The organism is Paenibacillus marchantiophytorum, assembly GCF_014640555.1.
GTDB lineage: Bacteria > Bacillota > Bacilli > Paenibacillales > NBRC-103111 > Paenibacillus_E > Paenibacillus_E marchantiophytorum.
Window position 1 is genome coordinate 1 of the sequence record NZ_BMHE01000060.1, and the last position, 26,848, is coordinate 26,848.

The window sequence follows — 26,848 nt, forward strand, 5'->3', positions numbered from 1 at the left end:
ACCAAAACCAAAACCAAAACCAAAACCAAAACCAAAACCAAAACCAAAACCAAAACCAAAACCAACCGATCCGTTCGCCGAACTCACGCTGGACTTTTCAACATGTTTTCAAGACGGAATCGCAAGCTTCTGCTGATTCTTCGGTGATTCAGTGAAGGTATCACTTGGGAATCATGTGGAACTGTAGATGAGCTGATTTTGTTGACACTGGAGAAGATTGCTGACAACGTATGGATAGAAATGATCAAGAATCACCAAAGTGAATGGGGAACTGGAACTGGGGAATGGATATTCATCACTGGGATTGGATGCCAGGCGTAGGTGTAATCAGTATAAATTATCGCCCACAATTGCATATATTATTTCCCAAGAAATAGTTATTAGCAAGTATTGCAACCCTATCTTTACATCGAATGGGAGCGATGTTACTATTAAATCATACATGATAAATAGTATATGATAAATCAAGGGGGCAACTGACATGAATGAGATGAAATTATGGTATGCAACGGAAGCGTTGGATTGGTCGCAGGGCTTGCCTATCGGGAACGGGAGACTGGGAGCCGTCATTTATGGGGGAAGCAGGCAAGAAACATGGCGATTGTCTGAAGTTACTTTTTGGTCTGGGCAAATGGAAGAAATCGCAAGCGAGGACAACGAAATAGGTGATTTGACAGCGATGCGCGAGCTATTCTTTGCCGGAGATTTCAAGCAGGGAGAAGATCAGGCCAAGCGGCTGCTGCAGCCTAAAAAGCAAAATTTCGGCACGAATTTGCCGATGTGTCATCTCATTTTGCAAACGGAGCAGGAGGGAACACATTATCAGCGTGAATTACAGTTGGATAATGCTATTTTACATACGTCATATGAAAGCAAGGGCAGTCGTTACCACAGAGAGACGTTTGCTTCGCATGCGGACCACGTTATTGTTTCACGGTTATGGAGTGAGCTGGCGGGGGGTCTTTCCTTTACACTCAGCGTCGAGGGATTGACGGATCGATTTGGGATTCAAACGGTTAATGGTGATACGATCGTCATAGGCGGACAAGCAACGGAGACGATGCATAGTAATGGGGAGTGCGGCGTGCGCAGTCAGGGCATGTTCAAGGTGGTCGCTCAAGGCGGCACTGTTGCGACAGATGGATCGCAAATTGTCGTGACAAGCGCAGATGAAGCTTGCATTTATGTGGCTGTCAATACCGATTATCACAAAACCGATGAGCAGTGGCTGCAGGATTCCAAACAACAAGTGGAGAGCGCCATTGCGCTCGGATATGCGCAGCTGAAAGCCAATCATCTAGCCGATTACCAGCAGTTATATGGCCGGGTTAACCTGGATCTCGGTCATTCTGAGGCATCATCTCTGCCTACCGATGAAAGAGTTCGGTTGTTCCGTGCAAACAAAGTGGATGACCCTCAGCTTTATGCGCTATTTTATCAATACGGGCGCTACTTGATGATTGCCGGTTCACGCGCAGACTCTCCGCTGCCTTTGAATTTACAAGGGATCTGGAATGATGGGGAAGCGAATCGGATGCAGTGGAGCTGTGATTATCATCTGGATATTAACACGCAAATGAACTATTTTCCCACCGAGGTCAGTCATTTAGCAGAATGTCACCTCCCGTTAGTTTCCTACATTGAGCAATTAGCCATAGCGGGCCAAAGAACTGCGAAGCAGTTTTATGCCTGTGAAGGTTGGGCAGCGCATGTTTTTTCCAATGCTTGGGGCTTTACGGCTCCCGGTTGGGAAACGTCTTGGGGATTGAATGTGACAGGCGGTTTATGGATTGCGGCGCAATTGCGCGAACATTATGAATACAGCCTGAATAGAACGTTTTTGGCTGAGCGCGCTTATCCGGTGCTCAAGGATGCGGCTGCATTTTTCCTCGATTACATGACGGTGCATCCGACCTATGGCTGGCTTGTGACGGGTCCGTCCAATTCACCGGAGAACAGCTTTTATATTGGAGACAATGAGCATCAATTGTCAATGGGCGCTACGCTTGATCAAGTGTTAGTGCGGGATTTATTCGTCTTCTGTTTGGAGGCGGCCGAGTTGCTTGAGGTAGATAAAGACCTGCAAAAGCGGCTGGAGCAAGCAATCGCGATGCTGCCGCCCCTGCAAATTGGCAAGCGAGGACAGTTGCAGGAATGGCTTGAGGATTATGCAGAAGCTCAGCCGGATCATCGTCATTTGTCTCATTTGGTCAGCTTGTATCCAGGGGATCAAATAACGGTTCAGGGGACACCGGAATTAAGCGAAGCGGCAAGAACAACTTTGGAGAATCGCATGACTCGCGCAGAACTGGAGGATGTGGAGTTCACGGTTGCCGCTTTCGCTGCCAGCTTCTCCAGATTGCACGATGGCGAGAATGCCGTGAAGCATTTGACCCATTTGATCGGCGAACTATGCTTCGACAACCTGCTGACCTATTCGAAACCGGGTATTGCCGGAGCAGAAAAACAAATCTTCGTTGTAGATGGCAACTTCGGGGGAACGGCGGCTATTGCCGATATGCTGCTGCAAAGCCGAATAGGCGGCATTCAGCTGCTTCCCGCACTTCCCCAAGCTTGGTCAACAGGCAAGGTGTCTGGCCTTCGCGCTAAGGGAAACATAGAAGTTGATCTCGTCTGGCAGGATGGAGAACTTGTCGAAGCAACCATTCAATCTTTCTCACCAGGCAATGTGCAACTGCATTATCGCAATAACGTGAAATCTCTTGTACTGCAAGCAGGAGCAGTCTTCAAGCTAAATGGCGTACTGCAAGTGACAGTGTAGAAACAGGAAAATTGTATGCTAGCCACCCAAGTGTACCTAGGCGGCAACAAGCAAAGTCGATATAATCAGGCGTGTAGGAAGTAAGCGCTATCATATCAACTTAGACTTTTTGCTTCTGGGTACTTCATTAGGGAGGTTATCTATTTGAACACAATACATCAGGCAAGCCGGCATCCTATTCAAGCAGATCGTCCGGCTGCAGATTTTTTTGAAGGCGCTTTATTAGGAAATGGGGGATTGGGAGCCGTTGTCACGACTCGGCCCGATTCGGTGCTTATTCATTTTGGACATAATAATGTATGGGATATTCGAATTGCTGAACATAATCAAGAGAAGATAGGTACGTTTGACAGTTTATTTGCCAGATTGAAAGACATACCCGAGCATTACGCTTCACTAACGGAAGATTCTTGGTATCAGGATTATGTAGCGATGGCTGCTGAAAATTACAGTTTTCCGTACCCGCGACCGATGCCATGCGGTTCTCTGCTGCTAGGCTTCGATCAACGAACGACAGAAGTGCTCGGCCACACCTTGCATATCGATAACGGGATTTGCGATATTCATTTTCTGGTAGAAGGAACTCCGGTCACGCTGCAAGTGTTTGTTGATCAGCAGACAGATCGCCTGTGGGCAACGATCAAAGAAGCAGGCTCGCGCCTAACTGCGGGTTCTTTTATCAATCGAATGAAGCTAATTCCGGATCCTTCCACACCTCAAGAGATTCCTCCGTATCAGCCAACGGTCAACCTTGCGAGCAAGATGGCAGGGTTCTACCAGACATTGCCTTATGCCAGCAGCGATCAAGCGAAAGCTGGGGCTGAACCAATCAGCGCTCCTTCAGACCGCGCATTCCGACTATCCGCCATACTCTCGGCTTCAATTCCAGTATCGCCAAGTGAGCATGAACTGGAGCTGCGGTTAGCGCCCAGCGATGAATTCTTCGTCTGTGTCCAGTTAGAAGAAGGACTTGCGTCCGTCATTACCGAAATAGTAAAGCCGATCGAACCGCCAACACAGCTGATCTACGATGAAGCTTGCTCGAGTGCTAATCTGAGTTGGGAAGCTTATTGGTCACGGTCTGGTGTAGCCCTTGGGGATGCCTTTTTGGAGCAAATCTGGTACCGAAATTTGTATTTCTTTCATTGCTCTGTGAAAGCAGAAGCCACTTGCCCAGGCATTTTTGCCAATTGGAGCTATGGCATGATTGGCGCCGAGTGGCATGGCGATTATCATATGAATTACAATACGCAGCAGCCCTTCTGGCATGCGTTCTCAAGCAATCATGTCGATAAGCATCTGGCTTATGTGAGCATGGTGGATCATGTGCTGCCAATTAGTCAAAAATGGGCGCGCGACTATTATGGTTTGCGTGGAGCCTATTATCCACATTCCGCCTATCCCGTTGACATGAATGTGATGCCTTATCCTGTGCCGCATTGGGGCTGGGAGATTTGTGAAACACCATGGACGGTGCAAAGCCTTTGGTGGCATTATTTGTATACGATGGACAAAATTTTTCTGGCTGATCGGGCTTTCCCGCCGATGAAGGAAGCGGTTTTGTTTATGGTTGATTATATGAAACGACCGGATGCCCATGGCGAAGCCTGGGGGGATGATCGTTACCATATTTTTCCTACTGTTGTACCGGAGCTCTATGAATTAACACCAGGCTTCAAGAAGAATAGGGATTGCATTGTGGATTTAACATTAACAAAGTTCCTATTTCAAGCGTTTATTAGAGCCTGCGACGAGCTGTCGTTTAATGAAGCAGAAGCCGAACTGCTTGCTGAAGTGGACGAGGTGCTGCTGAAGTTTCCAGACTATCCGACGGCAGATTCCCAGCGGGGCAAGGTGTTCGTTTCTGTGCCAGGCGAAGATCCGGAAGTGGTCTATAATGTGCCTAATGGAGTTTCGACGATTTTCCCTGGGGAAGATCACGGGCTGCATTCGCCGCCGGAAACGTATGAGATTGCCGTAAATTCCTATCGCAATCACCGTAATGAGGGGGGAAATGATCTCGTTTTCTATCATATGGCGGGGGCTCGCTTAGGACAGCTCGATCTGGAACGCTTCAAACGCCATGTCGGCTACTGCCTACTGCCGAACGGCACCTGCACAGATAAACTGCTGCAAGCTGGAGGCAGATATTCGGACACAACCGGATATGGCTATATGGGTAAAATGGGGATATGGTTCGAGAATTTTGCTTTGCCAGCGGTTATCAATGAATGTTTGCTGCAAAGCTACAAGGGTATTTTGCGCTTTTTTCCGAATTGGAATCTGGAAATCGATGCCGAGTTTACCACTTTGCGCGCAGTTGGCGGATTTCTCGTCAGTGCACTGGTTAATCAAGGTGACATTCAATGGATCGAGATCTATAGTGAAGCGGGTACGCTGCTTCGGCTCTATAATCCGTGGGATCAAGGAGCGAAAATGATAAGTTCTAGCGGTCAAACCGTATGGACAGACAGCCTCATAACGATCGAAACCACACAAGGCGAGCATATTCGGTTCATACGGGCTTAAGCACAAGGAGGGGGAGCTGTCGTGCCTAAGTATTCGCGTATCTTTCGAAGGTTTTTGATCTCTTATATTATTATTCTAATCATCCCAAGTATTGCCGGCTACATGTCCTATCGTACGGCGATCTCGGTAACGCAATCGATTTCTATTGAGAATAAGGTGACCCAGCTGCAAAAGAGCCAAGAAATCTTGGAGCGGCGGATCGCCGAAGTGGAAAGTTTCACGCGACAGTTAGCTTTAAATCAAGATTTGAGCTTGCTTTTAACTGAAAATTTGGTTGATGAGAAAGCGAATGTTTATGGGATCTGGAAAATATCCAGAGATATTAAGGCTTACAGCCAAACCAACGATTTTTTAAAACATTTTTATATTTATCTAAAAAATTTCAACGTTATTATTACGCCGGGAAATGCTTATTTTCGACCTGAACATTATTATTTGACTTCCCATTATACCAATCTAACGTTGGAGCAATGGAAGAGCACGATCTTGGATAAGACGCACCGAAGTGAAATGATGCCGCTCAGTCCTTTTATGAACAATGGCACTCAAACCTCGGTAATGACCTTTATGCAATCGCTCCCATTAGACAGCTTTAACGATTCTGCGCCGGCAACCGTCGTAACGATTCTGGATGAACAAACCATTAACGGTTTATTATCGGGTCTGCGTGATCCAGACGGAGGTTGGACCTATATAAGTGATGCTCAGGGGCATACGCTTAGTTTGCAAGGGATCAATCAGCAGGAGATCGAACAGTTATCGTCTGATAAACGACTGAATAAAGAGGAAATGAGTCAATTCTATCAGGATGACCTCGTCATCACGATTCGTTCGGAACAATCCGGTTGGGTGTATCGCGCGGGAATTCCCAGACATAATTTGATGGAAAATGCGAATAAAATCAAGTATATCACCTGGTCGGTAACCGGTGTGGCGCTATTCATTGGGCTTATTGTTGGATTTATGCTGTCTTATCGCAATTCGGCTCCAATCAATCGGCTGCTTGGTGTAATGAAGGAACAGTTTGGCAAGGATGAGACATTAGGGCGTAACGAATACGACTTTTTGCAAGGGAATATCTCGCATATTCTGACCAATAATAAACGCTTGGAAACCGAATTGAATCGGCAGCTTCCACTCATTCGCGATGCTTTCTTGAAGCGGTTAATCGCCGGGGAGTTTCAATCCAAGGAAGAGATTGCTTCGGCCGCCGCACAAGCGGATACAGGTCTGAACATGTCGGTCGGCTTTACTGGGATTCTGCAAATTAACGGCTATTCGGGGATGGATAGCGTTGAAATTTTGAATGAGCTTAACGCTGCAAGACTAATTTTGAAGCAAATTTTGCTGGAGTCAGGCCGCCGTCTGGACATCCATATGACAGATTTGGGTTCAGACCGAATCGTAGCCATTTTCACACCTGCTATTCAGGAGGAATTGGAGGAAGTTCGCAAAGAGGATATCGAACAGCTCCTGACTTGGCTTGCGGATACGGCCTTTGGCGAGTATCGGATCACAATTACGGCTGCTATGTCAGATCCATTTGCTTCGATTCTTGAAGTTAGCCACGCGTACGAACAAGCAAGGCAAGCGTTGGAATACGCTGTGTATATGAATCGCAAAGGGATGGTTTGGTTCAGCGAGACACGAATCGAAAGCAATACCTATTACTATCCGATTGATGTGGAACTGCGTCTTATTAGTACGATCAGAGCAGGAGACGTAGAAGAAGCAGAGCGTATCGTGCAGTCCATTATGGAGCAAAACACGCAAAACAGGGAACTGTCGATGGAGATGAAGCATCAGTTTATCGGTGAATTGAAAGGTACGCTGCTCAAGCTGCTCGATCAAAAAGCACTGATGGAATCGCCCATGTTCGAGAAAATGAAAGACCGAATCATCGGCATTCAGACACAAGAGGGCACCGAGGTTATTTCCCGAGAAATAACAGAGATCATTGTCGCGATGTGCGGACTTATTTCGAGCAAGAAAAGTGACATTCATATCAAAACGGTGAAACAGATCAACGATTACATTGGAGAAATGTATGCGGACCCGGATTTGAACCTGTATCGCATTGCCGAAAAAGTGGAGCGTCCGGAAAAGTATATTTCCCAGTTGTTCAAAGAGGTCACAGGCACTAATTTATCCGACCATTTGGAAAAGGTAAGGATGGATCACGCTGCTGAATTATTGAAACACAATGAATATAACGTCGATGAAATCGCTATACATGTCGGATACAACAGTTCCCATTCGTTCCGCCGAGCATTCAAACGGGTGATGGGCGTGTCTCCGACGACATTTAGACAGTCGATTAAAGAGTAGAAACTTGAGAACCCGACCGCGTTAGCGGTTGGGTTTTTTTGATTTGCAGAATTCGTAGGTTTAGGGGTGAACGAGGAAGTACCCTAGCTATCTCCCGCGAAAATAAGGGAACGTCAAGCCACTGTTTCAGTACAAAGTGTCAATCTAGGGCAGGCTGAGGGAACTACAGTACGCTAATATAGCCGAAAGTGTCATTATCGTAAGGTGGAGGGAACTACAGTACGCTATTTTGCTGTTTGGTGGGAAATTCAGCTCTTTTGGTGGAAATAAGACCCTGTAGTTCCGCGAATACCCCAACATCCTTGCTATTTGCCGAAATAGCGTCCTACAGTTCCCTCAGGAGTGGACGTTTTTAAAGGCTGATCTCTCGGGGCGGCGAAGTCGGTTTTCTTATGGGTGTCCATCGCAGCTTTCTTTGCTACGACGATTCTCGGTCTTCAAGGGCATCTAATGAACTGTATGATGCTTATAGAGGAGAAATTGGCTACTTTGGAGATTTAATAAACTCAGTTAGCTTTACCCGGCACTTTATTGGCCGAATGGTGATCATTTGTTTGAAATAGAGCGTCTGGAGTTCATAAGATTTTCAGAATGAGCGATTTTGAGCGAATAAAGGGTATTGAGTTCGCTAGGAGGCTTGGGTTTGCCTTTAGGTTCATTGACTGGGTGGCCTGGCTGCAGGCCAGGTTTTCCTTTAGGTCAACGGGGGAGGGAGGCCTTTCGCGGGAACGTGTGACATGCACGATGCCCAAGCCCAGCCCGGCCCGGCCCAGCCCAGCCAAGCCCAGCCAAGCCCAGCCCAGCCCAGCCCAGCCCAGCCCGGCCATGCCCGGTCACTCCTGGTCACTCCTGGCCATACCAGGGGAAATTGGCTGTTCAAGCACAAAATGTCCGCTGAAATCGGGCTATTTGTTCGCAAAATGACGCAGATGTACCTATACGGAAAGCGGAATAACGCCCTATAATCAGCCATATAGAAAGCGCTATCATATTGGGCAGAATGCATTGGGGGGAATCATTTGGAAAAGAGTGTCGTCATGAAACCAAGTCGAGCAGCAGGTAAAGCACGTGGAGGCTTAGCGTTAGCCGCCTCAAAAAGCTTCAAGAAGCATTGGCAATTATATCTGATCATTATACCGCCGGTTTTATTCTTTCTTATTTTTAAATATTACCCGATGGTGAATGCCGTCTTGGCTTTTAAAGATTACAACGTCATTAAGGGGATCTGGGGCAGTCCGTGGGTGGGCTTCAAACATTTTAAGCTGTTTTTCGAAAATCCGATCTTCTGGACATTAATTAAGAACACAGTCCTCATTAGCGGCTACTTGCTAATTGTCGGTTTTCCGATACCGATTATACTCGCTTTAGCGCTCAACGAGATACGAAATGGCAAATTTAAACGTCTTGTTCAATTGGTGTCTTTTGCTCCTTACTTCATTTCTACAGTCGTGATGGTGTCGATCATTATGTTATTTCTAGCTCCAAGACTGGGCTTCGTTAACGTCATTATGAATCACATGGGACTGGATTCGATCAACTTCTTGGGTGAACCTGGCATGTTCCGTTCCATCTATGTATGGTCGGACATTTGGCAAACAGCCGGTTATTCGGCCGTAATTTTCTTGGCAGCTTTGGCTGGGGTAGATCCAGCGCTATACGAAGCGGCCAAAGTCGATGGCGCCTCCAGGTTTCAGAAGATTCGCCATATTGATCTGCCGGGCATCATGCCGACGATTACGATTGTGTTTATTTTAAATGTAGGCAGTGTCATGTCGATTGGCTTTGAGAAAATCTATTTGCTGCAAAACCCGCTAAACAAGGTTAATTCTGAAATTATTGCTACCTATGTCTACCAAATCGGTCTGTTGAATGCGAACTACAGTTTCGCAACCGCAGTTGGCTTGTTTAATTCACTGATTAATTTGGTGCTGCTGGTAGTGGTTAACATGATGGCGAAGCGATTGTCTAACACAAGTATTTGGTAAAAGGGGCTGAAACACATGAATACGACGAAATCAGCGATTAAAGATTCAGTCGGAGACAGACTATTTCTAATTGGCATTTATGTGATGTTGGGCCTCTTATTGATCGTCGTTTTGTATCCACTGATTTATATTGTAAGCAGTTCCTTCAGCAGCCCATCGGCCGTAACTTCCGGTCGTGTGTGGCTTTATCCCGTGGATTTTTCGTTAAAAGGGTATGCAAGCCTGATGGATAATCCGAAGGTTGTCACCGGCTATGCGAATTCGCTTTTTTACACAGCAATCGGGACGATTGTTAGTGTAAGCCTTACCATCATGATTGCGTATCCGTTGTCGCGACACACCTTTTTTGGCCGGAACATTCTCATGATGCTGATCACGTTCACGATGCTGTTTAGCGGAGGTTTGATTCCAACGTATTTGGTCGTGAAACAAATGGGACTTATCGATACGCGCTGGGCGCTGTTGATTCCGAATGCAATCTGGGTATGGCAGGTCATCATTACAAGAACGTTCTTTCAAGCCTCGATTCCAGCTGAATTGATTGATGCCAGTGAGATTGACGGCTGCAGCGACATCCGGTTCATGAGAAGTGTGGTCGTTCCTTTGTCCAAACCGATCATTGCTGTGCTTGTCCTGATGTATGCAGTTGGTCAGTGGAATGCCTATTTTGATGCGCTGATCTATTTGAAAACAGCTAATTTATTCCCGCTGCAGTTGATTTTGCGAAGCATCATTATATTGAATAACAGCTCGAACGCCACAGATGCAATCAAGTTAGTGGAAAGACAGCAGTTAGCCGAACTTTTGAAATATTCGCTGATTGTCGTTGCTACCTTGCCTGTCCTGATTATTTATCCATTTGTGCAGCGGTTTTTCGTGCAGGGGATGCTGGTAGGATCTGTGAAAGGGTAACCTGCTCAGGAAAGAAGGAACGGCAGCAACTTTGAAGAATTGAAAGGGGTGATGACTATACGATAATGCCTGCCCTCGTGTTTACCTATAGATCGATTAGCCATAATAAAAAGGGAGCGGATCCACTTGAAAAAAAGATCAGTCATAGCTTTGTCCAGCGTACTAATGGCCAGCTTGCTTGTAGCTGCATGTTCCAATACCGATACAAATTCGGCCACTACGAAGCCTACATCAGAGACAGCATCACCAGGTGCGGCGCAATCAGGCAAACCGGTGCAAATCAGTGTTTTTGCTCAGCAGGATAACACGATCGATTTGAATACGAATCTGTTCACGAAACATTTGCAAGATAAATTCAACGCGAAATTCAAATTTGATGTCATCCCTTACGATGGCGCCAAAGAAAAACGTCAAATCTCGCTGGCAAGCGGCGATTATCCGGATTCCTACATCCTGACTTCGTATATCGATCAGTTCTCGCAAGCTGATTTGCTGAAATTTGGCAAGCAAGGTGTCATCCTGCCGCTCAATGATTTGATCGATCAGTATGCACCTAATATCAAAGCAGCGATGGCCAAAGAGCCAACACTCAAAAGCTTCATTACTGCGCCTGACGGCAAAATTTATGGGCTCGGCTCCTATACGGAATGCTTCCACTGTTCCTATCCGAACAAGATGTGGATCAATACAAGTTGGCTGAAGAAATTGAATCTCGAAATGCCAAAAACGACGGAAGATTTCAAAAAAGTGCTGCAAGCTTTCAAGAAAAACGATCCTAACGGAAACGGCAAAGCGGATGAAGTGCCGCTGAGCGGGTCGATTGAAGATTTCGGGGTACGTGTCATACCGTTCCTGATGAATGGGTTTATTTATAATGATGACCGTAATTATTTGAACTTAAAGAACGGCAAAGTCGATACAGCGGCCAATAAGCCTGAATGGAAAGAAGGACTCACCTATATCAAATCTCTCTATGAAGAGGGGCTGATTGATCCAGGTGCGTTCACACAAAATGCGGAAGCTTACAAAAAAATTGGCGAGAACGCCAGCGGCCAGATTCTAGGAGCTGGAGCGGGCATGCACCCTGCCATTTTCGTCAATATCGATAAAGGCAACAAAAACTCCGCAGATTATAATGCCGTACCGCCACTAACTGGACCACACGGTTCATTTGCAACGCATGATGGAGGCGGCTTGACGCCAGGCGCCAAATTCGTCATTACGAATAAAGCAAGCAAAGAAGCACAAATCACTTTGATCAAAATGGTTGACTATATGTTCACGATGGAAGGTCAAACGAATGCAGCTTCCGGCATGGAAGGCATCGATTGGAGAAAACCAAAGGAAGGCGAGGTTGCGCTAGGTAAAGGAGTAACACCGCAAATCGCAACGATTCCTGCCGTGGATGGTCAGCCTCCGCACAACGCCGGCTGGAGCGGTATGGGGCACTTCTACCAACCAGCGGCTTACCGGGATAGCTTTGTACAAGGAACGGACATTTATGACTCTGCAAACTATGAACGCAGATTGTATGATGCAACCCTTCTGTACCAAGGACACGAGCCTAAAGAATTGTTCCCGTTGTGGGCAGTTTGGATCGATCCGGCTCTAACAGATGAAGCCACTATTCTACAAACGAACATTAAAAACTACATCGAGCAAAGTGCGCTTCAATTTATTACAGGCAATAAAGATTTGACGAAGGACTGGGATGCTTATGTCAAAGGTCTGGATAACTTGAAAATCGGCCGATACCTCGAAATCTTACAAAAGGCGTATGATGCAGCAGCCATTAAAAAATAATTGTTAAACAGAAGTCAGGTCAGGTGTTTGATCGCGTTATTAAGCACCTGGCTTTTTTATGCCAATTGAACCTCAAAGGGGATGTATGATGTGGGTAAAAAAATGAAAAAAGCGCAATTTCTTCTTTCTTTAACAATTTTTCTGAGTTTATTGTTGGTTGCGTATTCACCGGTGACTAAGCAAGTTGCGCAAGCAGCGAATAACGGTTTGGCGCAAAAACCGTTGATGGGCTGGAGCAGTTACAGCATGCAAAGCTACACCAATAGTGCGAATTGGATTACTGCTGCTCAGATCAAAGCGCAATCTGATGCGATGCATACAACGCTGCAGTCTCACGGCTACACCTATATTAATGTAGATGCAGGATGGAGCGGAGGCTCAGATGCTTACGGACGACCAGTTCCAAGCACGACGCTATATCCGAATGGTCTGAGTGATGTCATTACCTATGTACACAATAATGGGCAAAAGTTTGGCTTATATTTTATCCCAGGGATGTCACCTGCGGTGTACAATGCCAATCTGCCGATCTATGGCACATCCTGCCATGCGCAGGATATCGTCGTGCAGCCCTTAACAACAGCGGATTACTGGAACATTGGCTACAAAATCAATTTTGCTAATCCGTGCGCTCAAAGCTACATCACATCCATCGCGGATCTAATCGCCTCCTGGGGTGTTGATTTCGTCAAATTCGATAGCGTTACGCCCGGTTCTGGTCATAATGATACAACCATTGATGCGCGTGACGATGTGAAAGCATGGGCCCAGGCTTTGGCTCCGCATCAAATTTGGTTCGAACTCTCATGGGCGCTGGATCATAATTATGCCAGTACGTGGAAGCAATATGCCAACGGTTGGCGTGTAGATTGGGATGTCGAATGTTATTGTGGAACCACAGCGCTAACGGCGTGGCCGAATATTGCAAGGCTGTTCCCTGATGCTAATCAGTGGTGGCGGGAAGCGGGTCCGGGGGGCTGGAACGATTTCGACTCCCTCGATATCGGGAACGGCGCGATGGACGGTATTACACCGGATGAGCGGCAAACGGCGATGTCGCTTTGGGCCATGTCATCCGCCCAGTTGTATACCGGGAATGATCTGACGAACTTGGACAGCTATGGCATTCAACTCCTAACGAATGATGAAGTGATTGCCGTCAATCAAGCTGGGCACCCGGCGCACCCCGTCTCGATGGCTTCCAATCAACAAGTTTGGTACGCCAATAACGGGGATGGGACTTATACGGTTGGGTTATATAATCTGGGGAGCGCCAATGCTACCGTAACTGTGAATTGGAGTGATCTCGGTCTGAATGGCCCAGCAAGTGTGCGGGACCTTTGGAGCCACAGTGATCTGGGTACTTTTAACAGCAGCTACAGTTCTGTGAATTTGGCTTCGCATGCCTCTCGACTGCTGAAAGTATCCGTTCTAGGTGGATCCGTTACTGCCAATGATGATGATACAGGCATTCAATACAATGGTGCTTGGACGCGAAGCTACAACAGGGGGTTCGGCGATTATCAGGATGATGTTCATTATACCCAGACGAACAATGACTATTTTGAATATACGTTCACAGGCACGGGGATCGATTTCATAACAGAAAAAGATGCTTCACAAGGAAATATCGATATCTACGTGGATAATGTGTTCAAACAGACGGTGAATACGTACAATGCAACCCGCTTAGTTGGGCAAAAAGTGTATAGTATTTCCGGTCTCCCGAATGGTGTTCATACGATTAAAGGCGTTAAGAAAACGGGGACTTATATGCTTGTTGATAAGCTGGTTTTTGCCGTGCCATCTCCAGCACAAGTGAATGATACGAATTCGTCGATAACTTACTCCGGCGCTTGGTCCCTCAGCAGTGCAAGGGGGTTCGGCGATTATCAGGATGATGTGCATTTCACGCAAACGAATAACGATTATGTTCAGTATGCGTTTACGGGTACGGGAATTGAGTTAATCGCTGAAAAGGATTCGACCTCAGGCAATATGGATATATATGTAGACAATGTGTTCAAACAAACCGTTAATGCGTACAATCCGAGTCGTCTTGTGCAGCAAACGCTGTACAGCATATCTGGGCTAGCCAGTGGTTCGCATACGATTAAGGCGGTGAAAAAGTCAGGAACTTACATGCTGCTTGATAAATTGAATGTGAAAGATAACAAAATTCCGTACAATAACACAGACCCTGCTTTTACTTACACAGGCAGTTGGTCGCTGAACGGCAATCGTGGCTTTGGCGATTACAACAATGATGTTCATTTCACCCAAACGAACAATGATTACTTGCAGTTTTCCTTTACGGGAACAGGGATCGAATGGATTACGGAGAAGGATGCCGGGCAAGGGAATGTCGACATTTATATCGATAATGTGCTCAAACAAACCGTGAACACCTACAATGCAACCCGCCTTGCGCAGCAATCGCTCTACAGCATCGCAGGACTGGCAAGTGGCACACATACGTTCAAAGCCGTGAAGAAAACAGGCACGTACATGCTTTCCGATGCACTGATCGTTACACCCTAAGGATGAAAGGGAGCCCTTCTTGCTAAATAAGAAGGGCTTTGCTTTTATAAAAAGCTTGATCCCCTACAATCATACATGATATATTAAAAGAAAACGTAGGGTGTGGGTCATATGAGCAGTAAAATTAGTCGTGTCAATTTAACCGAAGAGATTTATCGCATCGTGAAAGAGGATATTCTCTCGCATAAATTAAAATCAGGCGAAAAAATTAATATTGATCAGTTAGCGCGCCAATTGGAAGTCAGCAATATTCCAATTCGGGAAGCGCTCTCGAGGTTGCAATCGGAAGGCTTTATCCATGTCATACCGTTCAAAGGAATGTTCGTGACGATGATGAGTCTCAAAGACTTAAACGAGTTATATGAAATTAGAATGCAGCTGGAGCCCTTAGCTGTGGAGAAAGCAACTTTGAGATTACCTGTCGACATTCTGGAAAGATTGCAGGATACGATGGAATCGCTTCATGACAATCCGCCTTCCGCAGAGAACGGTTTAGAGGTTGTCGACCAGATGAATACATCGATTCATGGGACCATTCTTGCCTATTGTGACAATGCCAATCTTGCAAATTTGGTCAGAGGTTATATGGAACAGGTTCAGCGTTATCTCAGCTTTATTCAATTAACGCTTGATGTAGACACGACGAAGGTGGAGTGGGTGGAGCATGAGGCTATTTTACAGAAGTTAAGGGAACGAGATTCACAAGGCGCCGCTGAAGCGATGTCCATTCATTTAAGAAATTCGCAAAAGAGGACAAACGAGTTGTTCGTGAGAACCGGTGTTGAATAGAGAATTGTCAGGCATGACAAGTGATACATGCCTATCATAGGTTGTTAGCGGAGGTGCTTGGGTAGAATGCTTTTAAAAGGAAAAGTCGCGATCATCACAGGAGCTGGATCAGGGATTGGGGAAGCGGCAGCCAAACGATTCGTGAGTGAGGGAGCCCATGTCGTTATCGCAGATTGGAACGGTGAAGAAGCTGAGCGGGTTGTGGCTGAAATGAATGCTGCCGCTTCCGGCGCTCAGCGTGCCCTTGCTGTGAAAGCCGACGTTTCATCCGAGGAGCAAGTGAAGAGACTAGTTGAGCAGACGCTTTTTGCTTGGGGAAGCGTGGATATATTGTTCAATAATGCGGCTGTTGTGCTGCCCAAACCATTAGAAGAAGTCACAGAGGATGAATGGACGCGTACGCTAGATATTAATCTAAAAAGCGTGTTCTTGATGATTAAGCATTGCATCCCAGAGATACGCAAGAAGCAAGGACATATCGTGAACATGGCTTCATTGAACGGCGTAGTCGGCCAGCTGCAGAACCCCGTTTACGCTGCGAGCAAAGGCGCGATCATTGCGATGACCAAATCCCTGGCGCTCGATTATGCCAAGGACGGCGTTCGCGTGAATTGCATTTGCCCAGCCGGTGTCATGACGCCGCTATTGGAGCAGTGGATCGGCCAACAGCCTGATCCGGCAGCGACCGTTCAAGCGTTGGCGGAGATGCATCCGTTAGGCCGATGCGCGACATCGGAAGAGATCGCGCAGGCGGCGCTGTATCTAGCGAGCAATCAGTCTAAATTTGTGACGGGTATTGCTTTAACCGTGGATGGCGGGGCATCTTTGGGTTATTGAAAGTATTTTCATACACGATATATGAAACACTATAATTTGAATGAGAAAGGAAATGATCGATGACTGAACCAATTAGAATCATTTTACTAGGCGACAGTATTACCGAGGACGGCACTTATATAACGTATATGGATGCTTATTGTCAGCAATTTAGAAGAGAAAATACGTACACCTTCATCAATCGGGGTCTAAGCAGTGAAACGGCATCCGGCTTATCGGAGGATGATCATCCGTTTCCACGCCCATGTGTCCATGATCGACTAGCAAGCGTACTGCAAGAAACCAAACCAGATTGGGTCATTATCGGCTATGGGATGAATGATGGCATATATGCTCCCTTTTCAACCGAGAGATTTGAAGCCTATCAGGAGGGTATGATGAAGGCGATTCGGCTCATTCATCGTTGCGGCGCCAAAGCCATCGTCATGACGCCGCCGCCTTTTGATCCGCTGTGTGTGGAGGCGGGCACTCTTTTGCCAGAAGGTGAGCTGGCTTACAGCTATAAAACCCCCTATCAACACTATAATGATGTGCTTCGAATTTACGCGGACTGGATCCTTAGTTTGGGATCGGTGGTTGAGCGGGTTGTGAATATTTATGATCCATTATTTCATCATCGTCAAGTGGAACGTGAGAAATGTGCTGACTATCGTTCAGGTGATGGGATACATCCGAACTCCGATGGCCATTGGGTCATCGCCACAACCTTATTATCTCACCTATTTTACCTGTCAAATGAAGAGGTCCCTGAGTTCGTGAAGCAGCCGGGTTCAGCGCCTTTAACCTAGCTGGAGAGTTCACGCACCGAAATTCAAAATTGGAGGAGAAATGAGTATGAAAATTGTTAAAGTAGAAAGTTTTATTCTGCATGTCCCCTTGAATCCGCCGATTACTGATGCCATTAATTCGCCGACGCATTGGGGATTGCCTGGTGTCCGCATTTATACGGATGAAGGCATTGTGGGCTACGGTTACACGGGGACTTGCGCGAATGGGGATCAGATGATTGCCGATACTATTGACCATTATTATGCTCCTGTTTTGCTGGGGAAAGATCCTTTCATGGTGAAGGGCATCTGGGATGAGCTTCGTTTTGGCAAAATGCACTGGATTGGCCGGGCGGGCATTACGCATATGGCGCTTGCCGCGGTAGATATTGCCCTGTGGGATATTATGTCGAAAGCATCGGGCAAGCCGCTTTGGCAATATCTTGGCGGACACAAAGACAAACAAATCAAAGCCTATAATACGAATGGCGGTTGGTTGAATTGGTCGCAGGAACGATTGCTGCAAGACATCAGTTCTTATGTTGAAGAGGGCTTTACTGGGGTCAAAATGAAGGTCGGGAAGCCAAATCATCGGGAAGATTATGAACGAGTCAAAGCGGTCAGAGACGTCATCGGGAAAGATATAATTCTGATGATCGATGTCAACCAACAATGGAATATTAATACGGCCATGACATGGGGCAAAAAGTTGGAGGAGTTCGACCTATTCTGGCTGGAAGAGCCACTGAATCCGGATGATATCATGGGTCATAAAAAGCTTGCCGATGCCTTAAATGTGCCAATTGCGCTCGGCGAACATGTGTATAACAAGTATGCTTTTCGTGATTACATCCACGCTGGTGCTGTAGAATATGTGCAAGTAGACTGCACGCGCGTCGGCGGTATCACCGAGTGGCTGCAAGTAGCGGGACTTGCTGCTTCCTACGATTTGCCTATTGTTCCGCATGTAGGCGATATGGGGCAAATCCATCAGCATCTGGTTGCTTCAACGTCGAATGCGATTATGCTGGAATACATTCCATGGATTCGCGAAATTTTCGTGGAACCAGCGACGGTTCGTGACGGGCACTACATCCTGCCGCAAATGCCTGGTGCTTCCACAGAGGTCATTCCGCAATATTTTGAGAAGTATCGTGTGAAATAACACGATTGTATAAGGGAGACTGCCGAGTCATCGGCAGTCTTTTTGTTTTGGAGTGAACGCGGAATTACTCCAGCTGCCTCGCGCGGACGTAAGGGAACTATGGTGCGTTATTCCTAGCCAAAAGTGTCAGTATCGGGAGGTTGGGGGAACTACAGGTCGTTATTTTGCTGTTTTATGGGAATTTTTACGCTTTTTGTGGAAATAAGACCCTGTAGTTTTGCTAGTACCCTCGCATCCCTACTTTTTGCCTGATTAGCGTCCCCCAGTTCCCTTATTAGGTTTTGCCGCTAAGAAGAGGCTGATTTATCAGGGCGGCGAAGCCGGGCAAAACGGAGCATGCGCGAATCGTGGTTCCGCTATCCACGCTAGCCATTCTCCACCTTCTTTGTCCGTTATGGAGCAGGGGGGACAAAGGAATAATTGACCCACTCGCTGCGCACAGAGCCTTTTTGGTCAAAAAACTGTTGTGCACGTTGATTATCGGTACCAGTAATCCACGACATGTAGGCATAGCCTTCATGCTGTGTATAGTGTTGGCAGTGCATAAACAATTGATCTTCAACTTCCGTATTCCGATAGGGTTCATACAGAAATAGATCATTCATAATCGTGATTTCTTCGGCTCTCATCGTGCTGAAGGCGAAGTAAAGAGTCGCAAATCCAACTAATTCTCCCTCTTGTTCTGCCACGAATTGTATCCCTCTTTGATGATCCAATAAGGTTTGAATTAATTGATGGATTTTGGAAGTATCGGGTTTAGGTTTCTTATAGAAACCAACGATGTAAGCGAACATTAATTCCGTCAAACTGTCTTGATCTCTGGCTTCAGCATTTCTAATGATTAATGACATGAGTATCCTCCTTACTTGGTTCGTACATTCATTATAACGATTCTCACAGGGAAATCCACTCGATGCTTGGCTTTCACCTAGTAAGGCTGCCCGCTTTTCAGCAAACGTTCAGCTTGTATTCAACTTACTTTCAGCCGATGCTCAGACGGGTTTCAGCCACCGCCCTTACACTGATTCTTGTGAAGATGTACTTAGGATAATGACATTTGGAGCTACGGGACATGGGAGAGGGGATTTATCGATGAAATTCGGTCGGAAGAAAAAATGGATCATTGTGGTCTTGGCTGCGATCTTATGTGGAGCAGGAACGTACGTGTACATAAATCAAAAGGCGCAGCCAGCCACTGCGGCGACGCAACAGCAGGTGATGAAAGTAAGCAAAGGAGCGATTACTTCCACCGTATCTGGGACGTCTCAATTGGATGCCAAAGATAAGCAAAATATCGTTATTCCGGTAGACGGCATTATTAAAACGATGAATTTGACGCAAAATCAAGCTGTAAAAAAAGGGGATGTGCTGGTCGAACTTTCGGTACCTTCTACGGAAACGAATTTGAAAGAAGCGCAAGTCAGCTTGCAGCAGCTGGAGAAAGAATTGGCTGAGCTGCAGGATGAGCAAAGCCATATGACAATTTCGGCTCCAATCAGCGGCAAGCTGACCTTGGCATCCAATTTGGATGTGGGCAGTCAAGTGAATAAAACGACGAAAATCGGAACGGTTTCGGATACGACACAATTTAAGGTGAAGCTGCCTTTCCCGCTGCAATCGGCTGTTCAACTGAGCAAAGGCGATAATGTCGAGTTGACAGTAGACGGGTATTTATTATCCAAAGTTGGCAGTGTCAATACGATTGGTCACGATATGAAGGCAGATGCCAATGGGAATAAAATGGTTGATGTGGAAGTGCTGGTTGCTAACGATGGCACCTTGTCTGCTGGCTTGAAGGTCAAAGGCAGCGTGGGCAGCGGAGACAGCAAAGTGGAATCCACGGAACAGGTCGCTTTGGATTATGTGAAAACGTCGCCGATATTCTCTGATGCGAGCGGAACGGTGAAAAGCATGAAGTTCAAAGACGGCGAGACTGTGAAGCAGGGCGAATTGATCGCGACGCTGTTCAACGACGATTTGCAGAAGAATATCATCAGTAAACAAGCGGCTATTGAAAGTCAGAAGATCAAAGTGGATGACGCGCAGCAAAAGATTGATCAGTTAACGATCAAAGCACCGTTCGATGGCGTCTTCTCTGCCGATTTTGCCAATAGTAAAAACAATGTTCTTCGCAATTATCCAGTGGGCGCGCAGATTAACGCCAATACGACTTTGGGCGCGGTAGCTAGCTTGAGCACGATGCAGCTGGCGATTGCAGTAGATGAGCTAGACCTGACAAGTGTCAAGGTCGGACAAAAGGTCACGGTGAAAATCGATGCGATTTCGGGCAAATCATTCGATGGTGAAGTGACATCGGTGTCTAACGTAGGAACGACCACGAATGGCGTAACGACTTATGATGCGGTTGTTGCCATTCCGAATACAGCTCAGAATGATTTGAAATATGCGATGACAGCAACAGCGGAGATCTATATTCAGAATAAAAAGGACATTCTGGTTTTACCGATTCAAGTGATTACCACGACCAAAGGCAAGTCGACTGTTTCTGTGAAGAAGGCGGACGGTACGACGGAGGAGCGCGAGATTAAAATTGGGATTCGCAGCAAGACGCAAGCTGAAATTATGAGCGGCTTGCAAGAAGGCGATGAAGTGGTCATGCCGACGCGGAAAGCAGCGACAACGACAACTCAGCAGCAAATGCCAGGCGGCTTCCCAGGCGGAGAAGGAGGTCCACCTGCCGGATTCCAGGGTGGTGGCAACGCAGGTGGTGGCGGTGGCGGCCAAAACGGTGGCGGAGCACGGTAGACAGGAATCAGCTTCCGGAAAGGAGCCCTACGAATGAATATCATTGAATTGAACGAAGTCACCAAGAGCTATGCTCGAGGTGAGGAGCAATTGCAAATTCTTAAGGGAATTACCCTTCATATTGAAAAAGGTGATTTTGTAGCGATTATCGGTCCGAGTGGATCGGGCAAATCTACCTTGATGAACACGATTGGGCTTCTGGACATTCCAAGTTCAGGCACGTACGCCCTGGACGGAGTCGCTACTCAAAATATGTCCGATAATGGACTTGCCGAACTTAGAAATCGCAAGATCGGCTTTATTTTCCAACAATTCAACTTGCTCCCGAGGTTGTCGGCCATTGAAAATGTTGAACTGCCGATGATTTATGCCGGTATTCCGACCAAACAGCGCAAGGATCAAGCCAACTTCATGTTAGAGAAGCTGGGGATGGGGCAACGTGGACATCACAAACCAAGTGAGCTTTCCGGCGGGCAGCAGCAGCGGGTTGCGATAGCCAGAGCTTTAGCGATATCGCCATCGCTGATTTTGGCGGATGAGCCGACAGGTGCTCTGGATTCCAAGACAGGGATTGAAGTGTTGGAATTGATTAAAGAATTGAATCAACAAGGCAATACGATTGTGTTGATTACCCATGATAATCACATCGCCGATAACGCCAAACGTGTCGTTACCTTGCGTGACGGTGAGATAATCAAAGATGTTCGCAATGAACCTTTAGCTACATTGGTCGCGCAGGAGGCGGTTTCCTCATGAGAATTTGGGAGCTTTTCCAAATGGCGATGGCTACCGTACGTTCCAATCCGCTGCGGACCGTTTTGACGATGCTGGGCGTTATTATTGGGGTCAGCTCGGTGATTACGCTCGTTTCCATCGGGCAAGGCACGTCGAAGTCGATCGAGAAACAATATGAAGGACTGGGAACCAATCTTCTAACGGTTAATTTGTTGGGAAATGGACGCGCTACACAGTTGAAATATGAAGAACTGATGGAGATGGAGGGGACATCGGGCATTAGCGCTATTGCGCCAACGATGACCAGAAACAGCACAAGCATTAAATATGATCGGACAACGCAAACCTATAACGTAATTGGCACGAATGATCGCTACTTGGATATGCAAAAAGGGGAAGTCGACAATGGTCGATTCCTCGCGGCGGCAGACCTGGATTTCCGGAATCATGTGGCGGTTATCGGAACCGAAGTCGCCACAAAGTTTTTTGGCAAGGATGATCCGATCAATGAAGAGATCAATGTCAATGGTTACATGTACACGATCATCGGTGTATTGAAAAGCAAAGGCTCGAATACGAGCGGCACTTCCTTAGACAGTTCAGTGATTGTACCTTTGCCAACGATGAGCAGAGATTTTAAATTAGGTTCGATTCGATCTACGTATGTAGAAGCGGTGAACGGGGATGCGGTAAGCAAAGTACAACAAGTACTCGAACGCTATTTGTATAACAAGTTTAAAAGCACGTCAGGCTACAACATTTTCAATTCATCCGAATTAATTACTGCCAGACAAGCAGCTTCCAGCACATTGACGAATCAATTAGTCGCTGTAGCTGCGATTTCTCTCCTTGTTGGCGGAATCGGGATTATGAATATTATGCTCGTGACCGTCAGTGAACGAACGCGTGAAATTGGTATTCGCAAGTCGATTGGCGCCAAACGCCGCAATATTTTACTTCAATTCCTCGTGGAAGCTACCTTAATCAGCGGCATGGGCGGATTGATCGGACTGATTGTCGGTGTTGGTTTATCCCTGGCCTGGCCTTATATGAATCCGAGTCAGGAAACAAGTCTCTCAATTAACGTAGGTCTTTATGCTTTCTTATTTTCTGCGTTAGTCGGTGTCATCTTTGGTCTCTATCCAGCCAACAAAGCTTCTAAGTTAAAACCTATTGATGCGCTTAGATATGACTAATTTTTAGGAGGTAATTCCTGTGATACGCAAATTAACATCCATTTCTATTAAACATACAAGCTTAGCACTCCTGCTTACGAGCACGCTGGCGGCTGCTTCTTGGGCAGCTCCTGCTGCTCAGGCCGCATCTGAGGCTGTCTATATTTCGAATGCTTCCTATTTTACCTTAAATCAAGCGGCGTTATCGTCCTCTTCCCTTCAGTTCTCTGTCGCTTTACATAATGGAGATCAGAAGTCGATTGATTTTAATCAGTACGGTGTCCGAGTAACAGATACATCAGGACACAGCTATACGGCCAAACTGAGTGAGAAGAAAAGCGCAAGTGTGCTTCCAGGACAAGACGCGAGTTTTCGGTTCTACGCCAGTCTGGGCGAGGGCGAAACCGCCGATCAATTGAAGGTTGATGTATTCCGGTGGGATGCCAGTCAAGCTGATTTTATGAATCATCTCGGGGATCTTCCAGTAGCATCTGCGCTGCAAGAAAATCAGGTCAAAGTGCCGGAAGAAATCATCAATCTGCGGACACTAGACAGCACATTGCCGAATGATGCTTCTGTCGCTTTTCAATTGGGGCAGAGCGTCCGTGTATCAGAGAATGGCAAATGGGTGATGTATACGCAAGTGTCTGCCAAAAATTTGGGTTCCAGCAGCGTGAAACTGCCAGCCGGGCTGCAAGTTAGACTCGTGGATGCCAATGGTTTGAAATATACATCTACAGTGGCCGAGGGAGCAGGTACTTCTTTCCTGCCAAGCGAGTCAGATACCATCACTCTGAAAACGCCGATATCGAAACAGTTGTCTGCGTCAGGGCTTTCGCTGGAGTTTTACTTTTTGAATCAAACGGAAGATGTCTCGCTAGGGACGATGAACCTCAATGCTTCGCTGCAAACGACGGCTTTGAACACCAAGCAAACCTACAGCGGACAGCAGGATGGCGAACAAGTAACGGTGAAAGCAAATTCATCTACCTACAGCAAGCAATCCGATGGGGTGCATGTCCAAACGGTTGTAACGCTTAGCAATGACGGTGAAGCATCGGCTGCGGTGCCGTCATTCTTCGCTTCGTATCAATTCGGTGATTCAGGAACATCGATATCGGCAACGGACAATTCAGCGCGGAATGCCTATTTGGCTCCGAAAGAAACGACGACGTATTACTTTAATGCTATTTTGCCCGCGGGCGTTGATCCGAATGCGGCGCAGCTGGTGCTGTGGGAGAAAACAGCCACTTCGACAAGTTCAAGCAGCGCAGCATCAAGCGGAGCAGCGAATGGCTCAGGAACGTCCAGTTCTGCGACAAGTGGTCAGATGCCCGTGGCAGTCTTCCAGCTCCAAGGAGCAACGGAAGCGCAAAGCGGCTTCACTACGGCAGCAAGCTATACGTTGGGCAGCAAGTTAACCCTTAGCAACAGCTCCGTTATCAACAAAAATCTGGACGTCTCTCTCGTGGAACTGCATGCTCATCAGAATGATGATCTAGGCTACAAAACTGCGATAGCCAAGTACAAAATTACGAATAACGGAACAAGTACCATAGCGCTCCCTGAATTGCAAAATGAACTGATCGACAGCAGCGGAAACGCGTATACGGGTACTCGCCAAACCTCGGTGACGACACAGGTTACACCGGGAAGCTCCTATGTTGTCAGTTACTCGTACCTGCTTCCGAATAAGAAAGAGACGGAGAACGAAACGTTTGCTTTGAACATTTTTGATGATAAATCAGTCTCTCAAGGCAAAGTATCCGTAGGTACGTATAAGGTTGCTCTGCAAGAGGAAGCAGACAGCGATATCTTGGCTCTGTATCCATTCACAATCAAAGTGAACAGTGATTCCATCAGCTGGCTTTACAATAATGGCACGTATTCGTACCAGTTGAATCTTGATCTTGATGTTACCCATGAAGATCAGGTTATTGTGGACGCCAACTTCTCCAAAGTGGAATTCGACATGGTCGATTCCCTCGGCCGTGTGGTTGGGACGCAATCAGCCTCACTGCTAGGCTCAGGTAAATTGGTTAGCGGCAAGCAAAAGGTCGTTGTCTCCGGTCTCAAGGATGAGCAAGTAGATTCGGGCGTGAAAGTTTACATGTATGAAGTCATCGAAACCCCGAATGGGACGGCTAAACGTTTGATTAAACAGTTTCACTAAGAAGTTATGACAATGAAAAGCGTCTGTATGCTTAGGCATATAGGCGCTTTTTTGATTTTTTTTTGCAAGTAGGGATATGATATAATTGGCGAATTAAGTGTTAGTTCTCTTATTTATTTCATGAGTTGGATGGGAGTATTCGCTATGGATTTCGAAACGATTTATCGTACTTATAAGCAGTTGCTGTTCTCAGTGGCTTACCGCATGCTGGGATCCGTGTCTGATGCTGAAGATATGATACAGGATTTATTCGCTTCATTGCCGTCTGTAGAGATGGCATCAGTCAATAATCCGAAAGCCTATTTAGTCAAAATGATGACGAACCGCTGTCTGAACTACTTAAAATCGGCCCGCAAGCAAAGGGAAGTGTATGTGGGTGCGTGGCTGCCGGAACCATGGATACAGAACGAAACTGAGGACCCTATGGGACAAGTCGTTCAGGACGAAACGGTCTCATATGCCTTTCTTGTCCTTCTGCAAACCTTATCGCCGATGGAGCGAGCTGTTTTCGTACTGAGAGAAGTACTTGGCTTTGAGTATGGGGAACTCGCCGAAATGCTGGGCAAATCAGAACCCAACTGCCGTAAGATTTATAGTCGTGCCAAAGATAAAATCAATAAGGATCAGTCACGAAATATTGAAATGGGGCATACCGAGCCGCTAGTGCAGAAATTTCTGCGCGCCGTCCATACGGGGAACTTTCAAGATTTCGTCACCATGCTGACGGAGGATGCGGTGCTCATTTCGGATGGCGGCGGCAAAAAGCGTGCTGCTATCAATCCTATTTTGGGCAAATTGCGGATCAGATCTTTCTTTGAAGGTATTGCAGCTAAAGGTTCTATAGCCGGAGATTGGCAGCCGATTAGGATGAACGGTCAATTGGGGTTGGTGCTGATCCAGCATGAAGCGATTGAGTTAGTGATTTGTTTTAATGTGAATGAGCAGTTGCAGAGGGCCAATCATGTGTATTTTATTAAGAATCCGGATAAGCTTCAACATTTTTCTGTGCAGGATTGTCACAAAACGCCATTCTCCTTTGTCTTATAGAGGCAAACCCAAACTAAACATTAATCGGAGGAGATTCAAATGGAAGTTAGATTTGATTATCACCAAGTAAGCCCGGAAGCGACGCAAATTATGTATAAGCTAGAAGGTTTTATTAAAACAAGCGGTTTGGACGCAAAGCTGTATGAGCTGATCAAAATAAGAGCATCACAGTTGAACGGCTGTGCTTTTTGTATCGATATGCATACGCGAGATCTGCGTAAAATGGGAGAAACGGATCAACGCATTAACTTGATTACAGCTTGGCGTGAAGCGCCATTTTACTCTGACAAAGAAAGAGCTTTGCTAGAGCTGACTGAAGCCGTAACACGCATCTCGGAAAATGGCGTGCCGCAAGCACTCTATGAGAAAGTCCGGAAACACTTTGATGAGAAGGAATATGTCGTTCTTATTATGGCGATCAATACGATCAATGCCTGGAACCGCATTGCTATTTCGACGGGGATGTTCCCGGCTGAGGAGTAATCGCAGGGTTGTGGGCGGCCTTGGGTGGGAG

Annotated in this window: 18 protein-coding genes; 17 read left to right on the forward strand and 1 reads right to left on the reverse strand. The window is 46.6% G+C overall.

What is annotated here, in order from left to right; all coding sequences use genetic code 11:
- Positions 1-481 precede the first annotated feature (481 nt).
- The 11 genes from IEY34_RS31830 to IEY34_RS31880 all read left to right on the forward strand — a co-directional run bounded on the left by IEY34_RS31830 (position 482) and on the right by IEY34_RS31880 (position 18,438).
- Positions 482-2,782, forward strand: coding sequence for a glycoside hydrolase family 95 protein (locus IEY34_RS31830; protein WP_189019643.1), 2,301 nt, complete (start codon positions 482-484; stop codon positions 2,780-2,782).
- A 144-nt stretch (positions 2,783-2,926) separates the two neighbouring features.
- Entirely contained in the window at positions 2,927-5,311 is a 2,385-nt protein-coding gene (locus IEY34_RS31835; protein ID WP_189019645.1) for a glycosyl hydrolase family 95 catalytic domain-containing protein, read from the forward strand.
- 21 nt (positions 5,312-5,332) lie between these two features.
- A complete protein-coding gene (locus IEY34_RS31840) occupies positions 5,333-7,639 on the forward strand; it encodes a helix-turn-helix domain-containing protein (protein ID WP_189019647.1) in 2,307 nt (768 codons plus the stop codon).
- Positions 7,640-8,769: 1,130 nt separating this feature from the next.
- Entirely contained in the window at positions 8,770-9,624 is an 855-nt protein-coding gene (locus IEY34_RS31845; RefSeq protein WP_373291377.1) for an ABC transporter permease, read from the forward strand.
- 15 nt (positions 9,625-9,639) lie between these two features.
- The gene (locus tag IEY34_RS31850; RefSeq protein ID WP_189019648.1) at positions 9,640-10,536 is read left to right on the forward strand and encodes a carbohydrate ABC transporter permease; all 897 of its coding nucleotides are present in this window, start codon (positions 9,640-9,642) and stop codon (positions 10,534-10,536) included.
- A 126-nt stretch (positions 10,537-10,662) separates the two neighbouring features.
- The gene (locus tag IEY34_RS31855; RefSeq protein WP_229757936.1) at positions 10,663-12,339 is read left to right on the forward strand and encodes an extracellular solute-binding protein; all 1,677 of its coding nucleotides are present in this window, start codon (positions 10,663-10,665) and stop codon (positions 12,337-12,339) included.
- A 90-nt stretch (positions 12,340-12,429) separates the two neighbouring features.
- Positions 12,430-14,880, forward strand: coding sequence for a glycoside hydrolase family 27 protein (locus IEY34_RS31860; protein ID WP_229757937.1), 2,451 nt, complete (start codon positions 12,430-12,432; stop codon positions 14,878-14,880).
- 111 nt (positions 14,881-14,991) lie between these two features.
- A complete protein-coding gene (locus tag IEY34_RS31865) occupies positions 14,992-15,669 on the forward strand; it encodes a GntR family transcriptional regulator (protein ID WP_189019650.1) in 678 nt (225 codons plus the stop codon).
- A gap of 66 nt (positions 15,670-15,735) precedes the next feature.
- On the forward strand, positions 15,736-16,506 hold the full coding sequence (locus IEY34_RS31870) for an SDR family NAD(P)-dependent oxidoreductase (RefSeq protein WP_189019652.1): 771 nt from the start codon (positions 15,736-15,738) through the stop codon (positions 16,504-16,506).
- A 59-nt stretch (positions 16,507-16,565) separates the two neighbouring features.
- Positions 16,566-17,294 carry an SGNH/GDSL hydrolase family protein gene (locus tag IEY34_RS31875; RefSeq protein ID WP_189019654.1) on the forward strand — a complete coding sequence of 243 codons (729 nt, stop codon included), beginning with the start codon at positions 16,566-16,568 and terminating at the stop codon, positions 17,292-17,294.
- Between the two features lie 46 nt (positions 17,295-17,340).
- Entirely contained in the window at positions 17,341-18,438 is a 1,098-nt protein-coding gene (locus IEY34_RS31880; protein ID WP_189019656.1) for a mandelate racemase/muconate lactonizing enzyme family protein, read from the forward strand.
- Between the two features lie 392 nt (positions 18,439-18,830).
- On the opposite strand, the gene IEY34_RS31885 is transcribed toward IEY34_RS31880, so the two are convergent.
- Complete coding sequence (locus tag IEY34_RS31885; RefSeq protein WP_189019658.1) at positions 18,831-19,289, reverse strand: GNAT family N-acetyltransferase; 459 nt, start codon at positions 19,287-19,289, stop codon at positions 18,831-18,833.
- A 241-nt stretch (positions 19,290-19,530) separates the two neighbouring features.
- On the opposite strand from IEY34_RS31885, the gene IEY34_RS31890 reads away from it, so the two are divergent.
- The 6 genes from IEY34_RS31890 (at position 19,531) to IEY34_RS31915 (ending at position 26,817) form a co-directional block, all read left to right on the forward strand.
- A complete protein-coding gene (locus IEY34_RS31890; protein WP_189019660.1) occupies positions 19,531-21,204 on the forward strand; it encodes a permuted SH3 domain-containing protein in 1,674 nt (557 codons plus the stop codon).
- Between the two features lie 33 nt (positions 21,205-21,237).
- Positions 21,238-21,960 (forward strand): ABC transporter ATP-binding protein, encoded by a 723-nt coding sequence (locus IEY34_RS31895; protein WP_308423093.1) that lies wholly within the window; start codon positions 21,238-21,240, stop codon positions 21,958-21,960.
- Entirely contained in the window at positions 21,957-23,135 is a 1,179-nt protein-coding gene (locus IEY34_RS31900; RefSeq protein ID WP_189019661.1) for an ABC transporter permease, read from the forward strand. Before IEY34_RS31895 ends, IEY34_RS31900 begins: the two co-directional genes overlap by 4 nt.
- Before the next feature lie 19 nt (positions 23,136-23,154).
- Positions 23,155-25,287: a hypothetical protein gene (locus IEY34_RS31905; protein WP_189019663.1), complete on the forward strand. Its 2,133-nt coding sequence runs from the start codon at positions 23,155-23,157 to the stop codon at positions 25,285-25,287.
- Positions 25,288-25,431: 144 nt separating this feature from the next.
- Entirely contained in the window at positions 25,432-26,334 is a 903-nt protein-coding gene (locus IEY34_RS31910) for an RNA polymerase sigma-70 factor (RefSeq protein ID WP_189019665.1), read from the forward strand.
- Positions 26,335-26,373: 39 nt separating this feature from the next.
- Positions 26,374-26,817, forward strand: coding sequence for a carboxymuconolactone decarboxylase family protein (locus IEY34_RS31915; RefSeq protein WP_189019667.1), 444 nt, complete (start codon positions 26,374-26,376; stop codon positions 26,815-26,817).
- Positions 26,818-26,848 lie beyond the last annotated feature (31 nt).

Excerpts from the sequence above, each read along its gene's own strand:
- IEY34_RS31875 (WP_189019654.1), top strand. The coding sequence starts at position 16,566 with ATGACTGAACCAATTAGAATCATTTTACTAGGCGACAGTATTACCGAG.
- IEY34_RS31880 (WP_189019656.1), top strand. The coding sequence starts at position 17,341 with ATGAAAATTGTTAAAGTAGAAAGTTTTATTCTGCATGTCCCCTTGAAT.
- IEY34_RS31885 (WP_189019658.1), bottom strand. The coding sequence starts at position 19,289 with ATGTCATTAATCATTAGAAATGCTGAAGCCAGAGATCAAGACAGTTTG.
- IEY34_RS31850 (WP_189019648.1), top strand. The coding sequence starts at position 9,640 with ATGAATACGACGAAATCAGCGATTAAAGATTCAGTCGGAGACAGACTA.
- IEY34_RS31915 (WP_189019667.1), top strand. The coding sequence starts at position 26,374 with ATGGAAGTTAGATTTGATTATCACCAAGTAAGCCCGGAAGCGACGCAA.
- IEY34_RS31830 (WP_189019643.1), top strand. The coding sequence starts at position 482 with ATGAATGAGATGAAATTATGGTATGCAACGGAAGCGTTGGATTGGTCG.
- IEY34_RS31900 (WP_189019661.1), top strand. The coding sequence starts at position 21,957 with ATGAGAATTTGGGAGCTTTTCCAAATGGCGATGGCTACCGTACGTTCC.
- IEY34_RS31870 (WP_189019652.1), top strand. The coding sequence starts at position 15,736 with ATGCTTTTAAAAGGAAAAGTCGCGATCATCACAGGAGCTGGATCAGGG.
- IEY34_RS31910 (WP_189019665.1), top strand. The coding sequence starts at position 25,432 with ATGGATTTCGAAACGATTTATCGTACTTATAAGCAGTTGCTGTTCTCA.
- IEY34_RS31895 (WP_308423093.1), top strand. The coding sequence starts at position 21,238 with ATGAATATCATTGAATTGAACGAAGTCACCAAGAGCTATGCTCGAGGT.
- IEY34_RS31890 (WP_189019660.1), top strand. The coding sequence starts at position 19,531 with ATGAAATTCGGTCGGAAGAAAAAATGGATCATTGTGGTCTTGGCTGCG.
- IEY34_RS31865 (WP_189019650.1), top strand. The coding sequence starts at position 14,992 with ATGAGCAGTAAAATTAGTCGTGTCAATTTAACCGAAGAGATTTATCGC.